At 68.5% G+C, this 15,031-nt stretch carries 12 protein-coding genes and 1 tRNA gene; 10 read left to right on the top strand and 3 right to left on the bottom strand.

Features of this window, described 5'->3' with window-relative positions:
- Position 1: 1 nt before the first annotated feature.
- From yidD to rpmH, 3 genes are read right to left on the bottom strand one after another with little or no spacing between them, the layout of a single operon-like run.
- Complete coding sequence (gene yidD / locus FNH04_RS05315) at positions 2-367, bottom strand: membrane protein insertion efficiency factor YidD (protein ID WP_152780808.1); 366 nt, start codon at positions 365-367, stop codon at positions 2-4.
- On the bottom strand, positions 364-735 hold the full coding sequence (rnpA, locus tag FNH04_RS05310) for a ribonuclease P protein component (protein WP_322722613.1): 372 nt from the start codon (positions 733-735) through the stop codon (positions 364-366). Before rnpA ends, yidD begins: the two co-directional genes overlap by 4 nt.
- Before the next feature lie 21 nt (positions 736-756).
- Positions 757-894, bottom strand: coding sequence for a 50S ribosomal protein L34 (rpmH, locus tag FNH04_RS05305; RefSeq protein WP_003956500.1), 138 nt, complete (start codon positions 892-894; stop codon positions 757-759).
- A gap of 413 nt (positions 895-1,307) precedes the next feature.
- Between rpmH and dnaA the strand changes: the two genes are divergently transcribed.
- The 10 genes from dnaA (at position 1,308) to FNH04_RS05250 (ending at position 14,874) form a co-directional block, all read left to right on the top strand.
- Entirely contained in the window at positions 1,308-3,293 is a 1,986-nt protein-coding gene (gene dnaA, locus FNH04_RS05300) for a chromosomal replication initiator protein DnaA (protein ID WP_322722612.1), read from the top strand.
- Between the two features lie 976 nt (positions 3,294-4,269).
- On the top strand, positions 4,270-5,400 hold the full coding sequence (gene dnaN / locus FNH04_RS05290; protein WP_322722611.1) for a DNA polymerase III subunit beta: 1,131 nt from the start codon (positions 4,270-4,272) through the stop codon (positions 5,398-5,400).
- A gap of 207 nt (positions 5,401-5,607) precedes the next feature.
- The gene (gnd, locus tag FNH04_RS05285; protein ID WP_152780806.1) at positions 5,608-6,483 is read left to right on the top strand and encodes a phosphogluconate dehydrogenase (NAD(+)-dependent, decarboxylating); all 876 of its coding nucleotides are present in this window, start codon (positions 5,608-5,610) and stop codon (positions 6,481-6,483) included.
- A 152-nt stretch (positions 6,484-6,635) separates the two neighbouring features.
- Positions 6,636-7,760, top strand: coding sequence for a DNA replication/repair protein RecF (gene recF / locus FNH04_RS05280; RefSeq protein WP_152780804.1), 1,125 nt, complete (start codon positions 6,636-6,638; stop codon positions 7,758-7,760).
- Positions 7,757-8,314: a DUF721 domain-containing protein gene (locus FNH04_RS05275; protein WP_152780802.1), complete on the top strand. Its 558-nt coding sequence runs from the start codon at positions 7,757-7,759 to the stop codon at positions 8,312-8,314. Before recF ends, FNH04_RS05275 begins: the two co-directional genes overlap by 4 nt.
- Positions 8,315-8,760: 446 nt before the next feature.
- Positions 8,761-10,824, top strand: coding sequence for a DNA topoisomerase (ATP-hydrolyzing) subunit B (gyrB, locus tag FNH04_RS05270; RefSeq protein WP_322722610.1), 2,064 nt, complete (start codon positions 8,761-8,763; stop codon positions 10,822-10,824).
- Positions 10,825-10,866: 42 nt separating this feature from the next.
- Positions 10,867-13,461 (top strand): DNA gyrase subunit A, encoded by a 2,595-nt coding sequence (gyrA, locus tag FNH04_RS05265; RefSeq protein ID WP_152780800.1) that lies wholly within the window; start codon positions 10,867-10,869, stop codon positions 13,459-13,461.
- Between the two features lie 18 nt (positions 13,462-13,479).
- Entirely contained in the window at positions 13,480-14,277 is a 798-nt protein-coding gene (locus FNH04_RS05260; RefSeq protein ID WP_322722609.1) for a DUF3566 domain-containing protein, read from the top strand.
- A gap of 164 nt (positions 14,278-14,441) precedes the next feature.
- Positions 14,442-14,518: transfer RNA gene (locus tag FNH04_RS05255), tRNA-Ile, on the top strand.
- Positions 14,519-14,592: 74 nt separating this feature from the next.
- A complete protein-coding gene (locus FNH04_RS05250) occupies positions 14,593-14,874 on the top strand; it encodes an NUDIX hydrolase (protein ID WP_152780798.1) in 282 nt (93 codons plus the stop codon).
- Positions 14,875-15,031: the final 157 nt, after the last annotated feature.

The following is a 15,031-nucleotide window of genomic DNA, read 5'->3' as shown; positions in this document are numbered from 1 at the left end:
ATCATGCTCCTTGGACATGGGACGGGGTCTCGGCGGCCGGGCTCGAGGGACGGTCGGGCACCCCGTGCCCCTCAGTGGCCGGTTCGGCGGCGGAGGGCCCGCCCTTGCGTGTGCGCCAGGCATTGCGCAGCATCTCGTGCCACCGCGGGCGCTTGCGCGGCGGGACATGGTCCACACCGCCCAGTGACCACGGATTGCACCGGAGGATGCGCCAGGCGGTGAGTGCCGTGCCCTTGATCGCACCATGCCGGTCGATGGCCTGGTAGCCGTAGTGGGAGCACGACGGGTAGTACTTGCACACCGGCCCGAGCAGCGGGCTGATGGTCCACTGGTACAGCTTGATCAGCGCCAGCAGCGGGTACTTCATCGCGCGCCCCCTCCCAGCAGCCGCTGAAGGGCGGCATCCAGGTCTCGGGCCAGCTCTGCGTGCTCGGCGTCGCCCGCACCGGGCAGCGCTCGTACGACTACCAGGCTACCGGGGGGCACCAGGGCCACTCGCTCCCGCATCAGATGACGGAGTCTGCGCTTCACCTTGTTGCGTATCACCGCGCCTCCGACGGCCTTGCTCACGACGAAACCCGCACGCGTCGGGGGAGCGCTCTCCCCAGGCGCGTGCGGGTCCGTGGCACCGCTTCGAAGGTGGACGACGAGGAGCGGGCGTCCGGCCCGGCGACCTCGTCGTACCGCGGTCGCGAAGTCCTCGCGCCGCCTCAGCCGGTTCTCGGTGGGCAGCACGACGTCATGACCTGACCGGGATCAGGCGGACAGACGGGCGCGACCCTTGCTGCGGCGGGACGCGAGAATCGCGCGGCCGGCACGGGTGCGCATACGCAGCCGGAAGCCGTGGGTCTTCGCGCGACGACGGTTGTTCGGCTGGAAGGTGCGCTTGCTCACTCGGGGGCTCCAGAAAGATTCGATGGTTGGCGGGGTGCCGTCCTGGCTGTCACCGTGCGCCCACGAGTAGCTCGCGTTAACGCCCGAGTGCACCGCTTACCGATCACCCAAATGCGATCTGTGCCCATCGGAGGCAGGCGGCAGCAGCCATCGACAACTCGACCTGGTTACGGTACGCGGGGCCGCGCCATCCGGTCAAACCAGGGGTCACGGAGGCACACTGTCCACAGCCTGGGGACAACAACTTGAACCGCAGCGGTCGCCCTGACTACCGTGACTGGACTCCGAGTCTTTCCTCCATGCCCCAGCGGCCTTGTGCCGGCCCGACCGCCCGGAACTGAAGTTCCTCCCAAATCGAATCCCAACCCGTCCCAGAACCACACGTTCGTGGGACCCGTGAGAGAGCGTGCCCTGTGGCTGACCTACCTGCCGATCTTGCCGCAGTGTGGCCACGAGTAGTGGAGCAGCTTCTCGGTGAGGGCCGCGGGCAGGGTGTCGAGGCCAAGGACGAACGCTGGATCAGGCGCTGCCAGCCCCTCGCGCTGGTCGCGGACACGGCGCTGCTCGCCGTCCCGAACGAGTTCGCCAAGGGCGTACTGGAAGGCCGTCTGGCTCCCGTCGTCAGCGAGACCCTGAGCCGGGAGTGCGGCCGCCCGATCCGTATCGCGATCACCGTCGACAACTCGGTCGGCGAGGCTCCCGCCCCGCCGCCGGCGCCCGCGCCCCGTTATGACGAGCCCGAGCTCCCGTCCGTACCGGCCCAGAACCGGGACAGCTACGACAGCCAGGGGGCGGACCCCTACGACAGCTGGCCCCGGGCTCCGTACGAGGGCTACGGGCGCCATCGCTCCGACGGCCGGGCGCCCGGCCGTTCCGACCAGGTCCCCGGCGGCCCCGGCGACCAGCTGCCGCACCCGCGTACGGAGCAGCTCCCGACCGTCCGCCCCGCCTACCCGTCGGACTACCAGCGCCCCGAGCCCGGCGCCTGGCCGAGGCAGCCCCAGGACGACTACGGCTGGCACCAGCAACGACTGGGCTTCCCGGAGCGCGACCCGTATGCCTCGCCCTCGCAGGACTACCGCCCGCAGCCCATGGAGCGGCCGTCGTACGAGCAGGGGCCCGAGTACGACGTCACGCGCGCCGACTACGACCAGGCCCGCCCTGACTACGACCGTCACGGTGCCGACTACGACCGGCACGGCGGCGACTACGATCAGCGCCCCGACCGCCGTGAGCTGCCCGATCCCCCTCCGGGCTCGGGACACGTGCACCGCGGCGGGCCCGTGGGCTCGAACCTGCCCGCCCCCAGTGGCGCCCCCGGCCCACTGGCCGCGCAGCCCGCGCCGGCGACGGGCCCGGGCGAGCCCACGGCACGGCTGAACCCGAAGTACCTCTTCGACACGTTCGTCATCGGTGCCTCCAACCGCTTCGCGCACGCGGCCGCGGTGGCCGTCGCCGAGGCGCCGGCCAAGGCGTACAACCCCCTCTTCATCTATGGGGAGTCCGGGCTCGGCAAGACGCACCTGCTGCACGCGATCGGGCACTACGCGCGCAGCCTCTACCCGGGCACGCGCGTGCGCTACGTGAGCTCCGAGGAGTTCACCAACGAGTTCATCAACTCCATCCGCGACGGCAAGGGCGACAGCTTCCGCAAGCGCTACCGGGAGATGGACATCCTCCTCGTCGACGACATCCAGTTCCTGGCGGACAAGGAGTCGACGCAGGAGGAGTTCTTCCACACGTTCAACACGCTCCACAACGCCAACAAGCAGATCGTCCTGTCCAGCGACCGGCCGCCCAAGCAGCTGGTGACCCTGGAGGACCGGCTGCGGAACCGTTTCGAGTGGGGCCTGATCACCGACGTCCAGCCGCCCGAGCTGGAGACGCGTATCGCGATCCTCCGCAAGAAGGCGGTGCAGGAGCAGCTCAACGCCCCTCCGGAGGTCCTGGAGTTCATCGCCTCCCGTATCTCGCGCAACATCCGCGAGCTGGAGGGCGCTCTGATCCGGGTGACCGCCTTCGCGTCGCTCAACCGCCAGCCGGTGGACCTCGGACTGACCGAGATCGTCCTCAAGGACCTGATCCCGGGCGGCGAGAACGCGGCACCCGAGATCACCGCGACCGCCATCATGGCCGCCACCGCCGACTACTTCGGTCTGACGGTGGAGGACCTGTGCGGCACCTCGCGCGGCCGCGCCCTGGTGACCGCCCGGCAGATCGCCATGTACCTGTGCCGCGAGCTGACCGACCTGTCGCTGCCGAAGATCGGCGCCCAGTTCGGCAACCGCGACCACACGACCGTCATGCACGCCGATCGCAAGATCCGGGCCCTGATGGCCGAGCGCCGCTCGATCTACAACCAGGTCACCGAGCTCACGAACCGCATCAAGAACGGCTGACGACCCACGCCGTACGCCGCCGAGGGCGCCCCCGGGACGAGCTTCCCGAGGGCGCCTTCGGCGTTCCCGTAGGGCTCGGAAAAGCACCCACCGCCTACCGTCCATCGCCCACCGCCTGGCCACAGGCGCCCACCGCTGCTCCCGACGCACACCGACGGACCACCGTCGTGGTTGCGTACCCCCTCCCCGCCAACGGCTGTTCGAATATGCGTGGCGTTACGGCCACTCTCCACAGATCTGGGGACTTTCTCCCGTCCACACCCTGGGGACCGGGAAGTTATGCAGATCATGTCCACAGGGGCCACCTGTGAGCAACCATCATGCGAGGTCAGGGACTTGTGGATTCGTGGACGGAAGATCTCCACAGACTGTGGACGACGAGATGATCCACAGGCTGTGCACGGAGTTGTCCACCGACAACCCACAGGCTGTGGCAGGTTGTCCCCAGTGAGCTCCGGCTTCTCCACATGCCTGTCCACTGTTCGGCAACGCCGCGCGCCTTCTCACCGCGTCGAGTGAAAGGCGTCACATGAAGCTGCCGGGTTGGGCTGTGGGCAAGGTGGGTAAACCTGGGGACGCCGCTGGGGAGAAGTGGCCCGGAGCTGTGCACGGGATGTGCAGAACTTTCTGTTCTCCACAGAGACACCGGGTTGTCCACTGCCGCCACCCACAGGACCCGTGGACAAAATCTCCGCCCTGAGCTGCTCAAACGCGGTTATCCACGGTTTCCACAGGCCCTACTACTACTCCCAACTAGAGAGAGCTGGGAATTCGTTTCGAAGGGGGCCCTGTGCACAACTCGCTCTCCGGCGCCCGGCTGCCCCTCATCACGACTTGACCCCGAGAGGCACTTACTGTCAGTGGGGTGCGTCAGACTGTTCCCGGCGTCCTTCCCCTCACAGGGGCTGAGGACACCGAGTCAGACGACGAAGCCAGGCAGGCCGAGAAGCGCCGGCAACAGCAGGAGGCGGCAACAGTGAAGATCCGGGTGGAACGCGACGTACTCGCGGAGGCAGTGGCCTGGGCAGCGCGCAGCCTCCCGGCCCGTCCGCCGGCACCTGTCCTCGCCGGCCTCCTTCTGAAGGCCGAGGACGGCCAGCTGAGCCTGTCCAGCTTCGACTACGAGGTCTCCGCGCGCGTGTCGGTGGAGGCGGAGGTCGAGGAGGAGGGCACCGTCCTCGTCTCCGGCCGCCTCCTCGCGGACATCTGCCGAGCCCTCCCCAACCGCCCGGTGGAGATTTCCACAGACGGTGTACGGGCGACGGTGGTCTGCGGCTCCTCGCGGTTCACACTCCACACACTGCCTGTGGAGGAGTACCCGGCGCTGCCGCAGATGCCGAACGCGACGGGCACGGTCCCCGGCGAGGTCTTCGCCTCCGCCGCCGCCCAGGTGGCCATCGCTGCCGGGCGCGACGACACGCTGCCCGTCCTCACCGGTGTCCGTATCGAGATCGAGGGCGACACGGTCACGCTGGCGTCCACCGACCGCTACCGCTTCGCGGTCCGCGAGTTCCTGTGGAAGCCGGAGAACCCGGACGCGTCCGCGGTCGCCCTGGTGCCCGCCAAGACGCTCCTGGACACCGCCAAGGCGCTCACCAGCGGCGACAGCGTGACGCTGGCGCTGTCCGGCTCGGGCTCGGGCGAGGGCCTGATCGGCTTCGAGGGCGCGGGCCGCCGTACGACGACGCGCCTGCTGGAGGGTGACCTCCCGAAGTACCGCACGCTGTTCCCGACGGAGTTCAACAGCGTGGCCGTGATCGAGACCGCCCCCTTCGTGGAAGCCGTCAAGCGCGTGGCCCTGGTCGCCGAGCGGAACACCCCGGTGCGGCTCAGCTTCGAGAAGGGCGTGCTCATCCTGGAGGCCGGCTCCAGCGACGACGCACAGGCTGTGGAAAGGGTGGACGCCGATCTGGAGGGCGACGAGATCTCGATCGCCTTCAACCCGACGTTCCTCCTGGACGGCCTGAGCGCCATCGACTCCCCGGTGGCCCAGCTGTCCTTCACGACGTCCACGAAGCCGGCGCTGCTCAGTGGCAAGCCCGCGGTCGACGCCGAGGCGGACGAGGCCTACAAGTACCTGATCATGCCGGTGCGCCTCAGCGGCTGACCGCTCGAGCGGCTGGGCGACAGGCGCCATGACCGCTGTCCACAGTGCCGGACGGGCCCGGTGGATCACCGGGCCCCAGGGCGAAGCCGCAGGTCGGGGCATACGGCTGAGCGCCTATGCCCACAGATGTGCATGAGCGTCCGGGTTTAGGCTCGTACGCGGGTACGAAGGTGCCCTCATGCCACGTCGCAACCTAAGGAACAACTGATGGAGCTCGGTCTCGTCGGCCTCGGCAAGATGGGCGGCAACATGCGCGAGCGAATACGCCGCGCAGGCCACACCGTGATCGGATACGACCGCAACCCGGACCTCGCCGATGTCCACAGCCTCGAAGAGCTTGTGGGCAAGCTCGAGGGCCCGCGCGTGGTGTGGGTGATGGTCCCGGCCGGTGCCCCGACCCAGTCGACGATCGACGATCTGGCCGAGCTCCTGGAGCCCGGTGACGTCGTGGTGGACGGCGGCAACTCGCGCTGGACGGACGACGAGAAGCACGCGGAGGAGCTGGCGGCCAAGGGCATCGGCTTCGTCGACTGCGGTGTCTCGGGCGGTGTCTGGGGGCTGCAGAACGGCTACGCGCTGATGTACGGCGGTGACGCCGAGAACGTCGCCAAGGTGCAGCCCGTCTTCGACGCGCTCAAGCCGGAGGGCGCCTCCGGCGCGGTGCACGCGGGCAAGGTGGGCGCCGGGCACTTCGCGAAGATGGTCCACAACGGCATCGAGTACGCCATGATGCAGGCGTACGCCGAGGGCTGGGAGCTGCTGGAGAAGGTCGACTCCGTGACGGACGTACGCGAGGTCTTCCGCTCCTGGCAGGAGGGGACGGTCATCCGCTCCTGGCTGCTGGACCTGGCGGTCAACGCCCTCGACGAGGACGAGCACCTGGAGAAGCTGCGCGGTTATGCACAGGATTCCGGCGAGGGCCGCTGGACTGTGGAAGCCGCCATCGATCACGCCGTCCCGCTGCCGGCGATCACCGCGTCGCTGTTCGCGCGGTTCGCCTCGCGGCAGGACGACTCCCCACAGATGAAGATGATCGCGGCGCTGCGGAACCAGTTCGGCGGCCACGCGGTCGAGAAGAAGTAGTCCACAGCCTGGGGGTGACACCGTCATGGCACCCCCAGGAACAGCCCGGTTGTCCACAAGCCGTGGACGGCCGGGGGAAAACCCGAAAGCCACGGCGGACCGGTCAGCCGGGGCCGCGCACGCACCACGTTGGGGGAGGTCGGCACCCGACCATGCACGTCACGCACCTGTCGCTGGCCGACTTCCGCTCGTACGCCCGGGTCGAGGTCCCGCTCGACCCGGGCGTCACCGCGTTCGTCGGCCCCAACGGGCAGGGCAAGACGAACCTGGTCGAGGCGATCGGTTATCTCGCGACCCTCGGCAGCCACCGGGTGGCGTCGGACGCGCCCCTGGTCCGCATGGGCGCCGAGCGCGCGATCATCCGGGCACAGGTGAGGCAGGGCGACCGTCAGCAACTGGTCGAGCTGGAGCTGAACCCCGGAAAGGCCAACCGCGCCCGCATCAACAGGTCCTCGCAGGTCAGACCCCGTGATGTGCTCGGCATCGTACGGACCGTGCTGTTCGCGCCCGAGGATCTCGCCCTGGTCAAGGGCGACCCCGGTGAGCGGCGCCGCTTCCTCGACGAGATGATCACCGCACGTTCCCCACGCATGGCGGGCGTCCGCTCCGACTACGACCGGGTCCTCAAGCAGCGCAACACCCTCCTCAAGACCGCCGCCCTGGCCCGTCGCCACGGCGGCCGGACGGGGGCGGACCTGTCCACGCTCGACGTATGGGACCAGCACCTCGCGCGCGCGGGCGCCGAACTGCTCGCCCAGCGCCTCGACCTGGTGGCCGCGCTCCAGCCGCTGACCGACAAGGCGTACGAGCAGCTCGCCCCCGGCGGCGGCCCGGTCGCCCTGGAGTACAAGTCGTCCGCGCCCGGAGAGGCCCACACACGCGAGGCCCTCTACGAGCAGTTGACGGCCGCCCTCGCCGAGGCCCGTAAACAGGAGATCGAGCGGGGCGTCACCCTTGTCGGGCCCCATCGGGACGATCTGGTTCTCAAGCTCGGTCAGCTGCCCGCCAAGGGATACGCGTCCCACGGCGAGTCCTGGTCGTACGCCCTGGCGCTGCGGCTCGCCTCGTACGACCTGCTGCGGGCCGAGGGCAACGAGCCGGTGCTCGTCCTGGACGACGTGTTCGCCGAGCTGGACACCCGTAGGAGGGAGCGGCTCGCGGAGATCGTCGCCCCGGGGGAGCAGGTGCTGGTCACCGCGGCGGTCGACGACGACGTACCGGACGTACTGACAGGGACGCGGTACGCCGTGTCGGACGGCACTGTGGAGCGCGTATGAGCACCGACGGACCCGCCCCGGACGCACCGGAGCCCGCGCCCCGGAGGATCCCCGAACCCTCCGGCGTGGACCTCGCGCGCGTAGCGCTCAGGGCCGCGAAAGAGGCGGCACGCGCGCGGGGGGATGCCGCTCAGCAGAAGAAGCAGGCCCGGCGCGGTGGCGGACTGCGCTCCGGCGCCCGCGCCGACGGCCGTGACCCGATGGCGCTCGGTTCCGCCATCAACCGCCTGATCACCGAGCGCGGCTGGGAGACACCGGCCGCTGTCGGCGGTGTCATGGGCCGCTGGCCGCAGATCGTCGGCGAGGACGTGGCCAAGCACTGCGTACCGGAGAAGTACGACGAGGACGAGCGGACCCTGAGCGTGCGGTGCGACTCCACGGCCTGGGCGACGAACCTGCGCCTGCTGGCGCCCCAACTGGTCGCCCGCCTCAACGAGGACCTCGGCCATGGCACCGTGCGGCTGCTCAGGGTGAACGGCCCCGGAGGCCCCGCCCGCCGGTTCGGTCCGCTGCGCGCACCCGGGAGCACGGGTCCCGGAGACACGTACGGGTAAGCCGCGAGGGCAAAACCGGGCAATCGGTGACCAGATTCACACGGACGAATCCGTCACGGGCTGGTTGTGCACGTTTTGATGGGCTCTGGACCGTCCCTCGTGTCGCCGCACGTAACCGCACACGATTGCGAATGCCGTCCTGACCCGGAAGTAGCGATGGGTTGACACCTCGAAGCGCTGAGTGCCTCCGTGAGCCTCTTGGAGCCCCGTTCCGCATATGGGGAGTCGGGAGAGACCGGTTCAGGGCGGCACATGCGGACTCAGGTACCGGCAAACGCCCATCACTGTCGGCGCTACCGGTAGACTGGAAGCAATCCCGCCCCACTTGTGGGGACCGCTTCGGAAACACTGTGCAACGCTGACAAAGGCTTCCACCGCAACATGCCGCAGCCACTCCGGCAAACCCGCCGGGAGCCTGGCTTGTGCCGTGCCAGAAAGGGCGCTTCGTGGCCGATTCCGGCAACCCCATCGAGAACATCCCGTCCACCGACGCCGGCGTGAACGCCGAGGCCACCTCCTCGAACGGCGAGGTCGCGGCCTCCTCGTACGACGCCAGCGCCATCACCGTCCTCGAAGGGCTGGACGCGGTCCGCAAGCGACCCGGCATGTACATCGGCTCGACCGGTGAACGCGGACTCCACCACCTCGTGCAGGAGGTCGTCGACAACTCGGTCGACGAGGCGTTGGCCGGCCACGCGGACACCATCGACGTGACGATCCTCGCCGACGGCGGCGTCCGGGTCGTCGACAACGGCCGTGGCATCCCGGTGGGCATCGTGCCGTCCGAGGGCAAGCCGGCCGTCGAGGTCGTGCTGACCGTGCTGCACGCGGGCGGCAAGTTCGGCGGTGGCGGCTACGCGGTCTCCGGCGGTCTGCACGGCGTCGGCGTCTCCGTGGTGAACGCCCTGTCGACGAAGGTCGCCGTCGAGGTCAAGACCGACGGATACCGCTGGACGCAGGACTACAAGCTCGGTGTCCCGACCGCCCCGCTCGCCCAGCACGAGGCCACCGAGGAGCACGGCACCTCGGTCACCTTCTGGGCCGACCCGGACATCTTCGAGACCACCGACTACTCCTTCGAGACGCTCTCGCGGCGCTTCCAGGAGATGGCGTTCCTCAACAAGGGTCTGCGCATCAACCTCGCCGACGAGCGTGAGTCGGCGAAGGCCACGGCCGGTGCGGACGAGGCGGGCGAGGACGAGAAGCACGAGGTCAAGGCCGTCTCGTACCACTACGAGGGCGGCATCGTCGACTTCGTGAAGTACCTCAACTCCCGCAAGGGAGACGTGGTGCACCCCACCGTGATCGACCTGGAGGCCGAGGACAAGGAGAAGCTCCTGTCCCTCGAGGTCGCGATGCAGTGGAACAGCGGCTACAACGAGGGCGTCTACTCGTTTGCCAACATCATCCACACCCACGAGGGCGGTACCCACGAAGAGGGCTTCCGCGCCGCGCTGACCTCGCTGATCAACAAGTACGCGCGCGACAAGAAGCTGCTGCGCGAGAAGGACGACAACCTCACGGGTGACGACATCCGCGAGGGTCTCACCGCGATCATCTCGGTGAAGCTGAGCGAGCCGCAGTTCGAGGGCCAGACGAAGACCAAGCTGGGCAACACCGAGGTGAAGACCTTCGTGCAGAAGGTCGTCTACGAGCACCTCACCGACTGGCTGGACCGCAACCCGAACGAGGCCGCGGACATCGTCCGCAAGGGCATCCAGGCGGCCACCGCGCGCGTGGCGGCCCGCAAGGCGCGCGACCTTACCCGCCGCAAGGGCCTCCTGGAGACCGCGTCCCTGCCGGGCAAGCTCTCCGACTGCCAGTCCAACGACCCGGTCAAGTGCGAGATCTTCATCGTCGAGGGTGACTCCGCCGGCGGCTCGGCCAAGTCCGGCCGCAACCCGGAGTACCAGGCGATCCTCCCGATCCGGGGCAAGATCCTCAACGTCGAGAAGGCGCGGATCGACAAGATCCTGCAGAACCAGGAGATCCAGGCGCTGATCTCCGCCTTCGGTACCGGAGTCCACGAGGACTTCGACATCGAGAAGCTGCGCTATCACAAGATCATTCTGATGGCGGACGCCGACGTCGACGGCCAGCACATCAACACCCTGCTGCTGACCTTCCTGTTCCGCTTCATGCGGCCGCTGGTCGAGGCCGGGCACGTGTTCCTGTCGCGCCCCCCGCTCTACAAGATCAAGTGGGGTCGGGACGACTTCGAGTACGCGTACTCGGACCGGGAGCGCGACGCGCTGATCGAGCTCGGCCGGCAGAACGGCAAGCGGATCAGGGACGACTCGGTCCAGCGCTTCAAGGGTCTCGGCGAGATGAACGCCGAGGAGCTGCGGGTGACGACCATGGACGTCGACCACCGCGTCCTCGGCCAGGTCACGCTCGACGACGCCGCCCAGGCCGACGACCTGTTCTCGGTCCTCATGGGCGAGGACGTCGAAGCACGCCGCGCCTTCATCCAGCGCAACGCCAAGGACGTCCGCTTCCTCGACATCTGAGTCGGTCTCAGCTGACCGCACCAGGAAGGATCTTCACCAGCAATGGCCGACGAGAACATTCCAGTCACGCCTGAAGAGGCCGGCGAGACGACCATGCGCATCGAGCCCGTCGGGCTCGAGACGGAGATGCAGCGCTCGTACCTCGACTACGCGATGTCCGTCATCGTCTCGCGTGCGCTGCCGGACGTACGGGACGGCCTCAAGCCCGTCCACCGCCGCGTCCTGTACGCCATGTACGACGGCGGCTACCGCCCCGAGCGCGGCTTCTACAAGTGCGCCCGCGTCGTCGGCGACGTCATGGGCAACTACCACCCGCACGGTGACTCCTCGATCTACGACGCGCTGGTCCGCCTCGCGCAGCCGTGGTCGATGCGCATGCCGCTGGTGGACTCGAACGGCAACTTCGGCTCTCCGGGCAACGACCCGGCGGCGGCGATGCGCTACACCGAGTGCAAGATGGCGCCGCTGTCGATGGAGATGGTCCGTGACATCGACGAGGAGACCGTCGACTTCACGGACAACTACGACGGACGCTCCCAGGAGCCGACCGTCCTGCCGGCCCGCTTCCCGAACCTGCTGATCAACGGCTCGGCCGGTATCGCGGTCGGCATGGCCACCAACATCCCGCCGCACAACCTGCGCGAGGTCGCGGCCGGCGCCCAGTGGTACCTGGAGAACCCGGAGGCGTCCCACGAGGACCTCCTGGACGCCCTGATCGAGCGCATCAAGGGACCCGACTTCCCGACCGGCGCCCTGGTGGTGGGCCGCAAGGGCATCGAGGAGGCCTACCGCACGGGCCGCGGCTCCATCACGATGCGCGCGGTCGTCGAGGTCGAGGAGATCCAGAACCGCCAGTGCCTGGTGGTCACGGAGCTGCCGTACCAGGTCAACCCGGACAACCTCGCGCAGAAGATCGCCGACCTCGTGAAGGACGGCAAGATCGGCGGCATCGCCGACGTCCGCGACGAGACGTCGTCCCGTACGGGCCAGCGCCTGGTCATCGTCCTCAAGCGGGACGCGGTCGCCAAGGTCGTCCTCAACAACCTCTACAAGCACACCGACCTCCAGACGAACTTCGGCGCCAACATGCTGGCGCTGGTCGACGGTGTGCCGCGCACGCTCTCGCTGGACGCGTTCATCCGCCACTGGGTGACGCACCAGATCGAGGTCATCGTCCGCCGTACGCGCTTCCGGCTGCGCAAGGCCGAGGAGCGGGCGCACATCCTGCGTGGTCTGCTGAAGGCCCTGGACGCCATCGACGAGGTCATCGCCCTGATCCGGCGCAGCGACACCGTCGAGATCGCGCGTGAGGGCCTGATGAGCCTCCTGGAGATCGACGAGATCCAGGCCAACGCCATCCTCGAGATGCAGCTGCGCCGACTGGCCGCCCTGGAGCGCCAGAAGATCGTCCAGGAGCACGACGAACTCCAGGCGAAGATCCGCGAGTACAACGCGATCCTGGCCTCGCCGATCCGCCAGCGCGGCATCGTCAGCGAGGAACTCGCCGCGATCGTCGAGAAGTACGGCGACGACCGCAAGACCAAGCTCGTCCCGTACGACGGCGACATGTCCATCGAGGACCTGATCGCCGAGGAGGACATCGTCGTCACGGTCTCGCGCGGCGGCTACGTCAAGCGCACCAAGACCGACGACTACCGCGCCCAGAAGCGCGGCGGCAAGGGCGTCCGCGGCACGAAGCTCAAGGAAGACGACATCGTCGACCACTTCTTCGTGTCCACGACGCACCACTGGCTGCTCTTCTTCACCAACAAGGGCCGGGTGTACCGGGCCAAGGCGTACGAGCTGCCGGACGCCGGCCGCGACGCCCGAGGCCAGCACGTCGCGAACCTCCTCGCCTTCCAGCCGGACGAGTCGATCGCCGAGATCCTCGCCATCCGCGACTACGAGGCGGCGCCGTATCTGGTGCTCGCCACGAAGGGCGGTCTGGTGAAGAAGACGCCTCTGAAGGATTACGATTCGCCGCGTTCGGGCGGTGTGATCGCGATCAACCTCCGTGAAACGGAGGACGGTTCCGATGACGAACTGATCGGAGCCGAACTCGTCTCGGCCGAGGACGACCTGCTTCTGATCAGCAAGAAGGCACAGTCGATCCGTTTCACGGCCACCGACGAGGCACTCCGCCCCATGGGCCGTGCCACCTCGGGCGTCAAGGGCATGAGCTTCCGCGAGGGCGACCAGCTGCTCTCGATGAATGTTGTTCGAACGGGTACGTTCGTGTTCACTGCCACCGACGGCGGGTATGCGAAGCGGACCGCTGTCGACGAGTACCGCGTCCAGGGACGCGGCGGCCTCGGCATCAAGGCCGCCAAGATCGTGGAGGACCGCGGTTCCCTCGTCGGCGCGCTGGTGGTCGAGGAGACCGACGAGATCCTCGCCATCACGCTGTCCGGCGGTGTGATTCGTACGCGAGTCAACGAGGTCAGGGAGACAGGCCGTGACACCATGGGCGTCCAACTGATCAACCTGGGCAAGCGCGATGCCGTCGTCGGTATCGCACGTAACGCCGAGGCGGGACGCGAGGCCGAGGAGGTCGACGGCGAGGATGCCGTGGACGAGCCGGCCGAGGCTGTCACGACCACCGGCACGGACGAGGGCGAGCCGTCCTCGGCCGAGTAGCGCGAGGAGTGAGTCATCGTGAGCGGAGCCACGGGCCCCGGATCGACCGGTACGGAAACGACCGGTACGGAAACGGACGGGGACCGTGGCTCCGCCGCGGACTCCACGGCCTCCCATGACTCTCAGGACTCCCAGGGGGGAACTGTGACGGACACCAGAGGTCCGCAGACCCAGCAGTACGCGGCTGGAGCGGGCCAGGCCGCCCAGGGGGGCGCGGCCGCCGCCGCACAGCCCGCGCCCCAGCCCCATGCCGCCCAGCCGTCCGGCTCCCCGCTGCCCGGGGAGCGGCAGCCGCAGCAGCCGGCCGGCCCGTACCACCCGCCGCAGGCCTACCAGCCCGCCTCGGGTGGCCCCGCCGGTCCTGCCGCGGCGGGTCAGGGGGCTCCGGCGGGCGCTCCCGCCAGTGGGGTACGCCGTCCACGTACCGGCGCGCGTACGGTGCCACGCACCCGGAAGGCACGCCTGCGGGTGGCCAAGGCCGACCCGTGGTCGGTGATGAAGGTCAGCTTCCTGCTCTCCATCGCGCTCGGCATCTGCACGATCGTCGCGTCGGCGGTGCTGTGGATGGTCATGGACGCGATGGGCGTCTTCACTACGGTCGGCGGCACCATCTCCGAGGCGACGGGCTCGAACGAGTCGAACGGCTTCGACCTCCAGGCGTTCCTGTCCCTTCCGAACGTCCTGATCTTCGCCTCGGTCATCGCGGTCATCGACGTCGTCCTCGCGACGGCACTCGCGACGCTCGGCGCCTTCATCTACAACCTCTCCGCGGGCTTCGTGGGTGGCGTGGAGCTGACGCTGGCCGAGGACGAGTAGCAGGGGCGCCGGGGAGGCCGGGTTTGTTGGCTCCGTCTCCGGGCCGCTTAGGCGGGCATCCCGTACGCACTGTCGGTCCACGCCGACTATCGATTTTGGGACTGCCCAGGTCGTGCGCTAACCTTCAGGAGTCAGCGCGCGGGACACATACCGCACAGCGCGGCGGGGCTATAGCTCAGTTGGTTAGAGCGCATCCCTGATAAGGATGAGGCCACAGGTTCAAATCCTGTTAGCCCCACCAGCGAAAAGACCCCCGGTCCACTAGGGCCGGGGGTCTTTTGACACCAACCGCCGGGGCCGACCGGGCAACCAGCGTTGGCGTCCCTCGTCGACGCGTCGCCGAACTCCGGGCACCAACGGGCCACGGTCGCGCGGGAGATCCAGGAGGAGACCGGCTGGGAGGCGAAGGCCGGCCCGCTGATCAACGGCGGCCTGTGGATCTACGAGCCTGTCCCAGGCCACAAGGTTCTGATCGGCATCTGTGGTTGCAGCGTCCTGACCCCCGAGCGCACACCGATCGTCAGCTCCGCACACAAGCAGGTCGGGCTTGTCCCCGAGCGACGAAGTGCCAGGGTCGGCCATGCCCGACGGCTATAAGCGTGCACGAGTAAGGCCCCCGACCGGATCCTTAGGTTCTAGTGGTCGTTGCAACACCCCAGTTCAGGGGTGGCAATGGACTTCAAGATCCGGGAGGACCGGAGGCCGCAGGGACCCAGGAAGCTGGTCCAGGAGCGGGAGGCATACTTCCGGCTTG

Origin of the sequence: Streptomyces phyllanthi (genome assembly GCF_009377205.1) — a bacterium.
Taxonomy (GTDB): Bacteria; Actinomycetota; Actinomycetes; order Streptomycetales; family Streptomycetaceae; genus Streptomyces; species Streptomyces phyllanthi.
This window is presented reverse-complemented; position numbering and strand designations above follow the sequence as displayed.

Bases quoted from the DNA above. Each gene is read 5' to 3' on its own strand.
- recF (WP_152780804.1), top strand. From the start codon at position 6,636: ATGCACGTCACGCACCTGTCGCTGGCCGACTTCCGCTCGTACGCCCGG.
- gnd (WP_152780806.1), top strand. From the start codon at position 5,608: ATGGAGCTCGGTCTCGTCGGCCTCGGCAAGATGGGCGGCAACATGCGC.
- gyrA (WP_152780800.1), top strand. From the start codon at position 10,867: ATGGCCGACGAGAACATTCCAGTCACGCCTGAAGAGGCCGGCGAGACG.
- FNH04_RS05275 (WP_152780802.1), top strand. From the start codon at position 7,757: ATGAGCACCGACGGACCCGCCCCGGACGCACCGGAGCCCGCGCCCCGG.
- yidD (WP_152780808.1), bottom strand. From the start codon at position 367: ATGAAGTACCCGCTGCTGGCGCTGATCAAGCTGTACCAGTGGACCATC.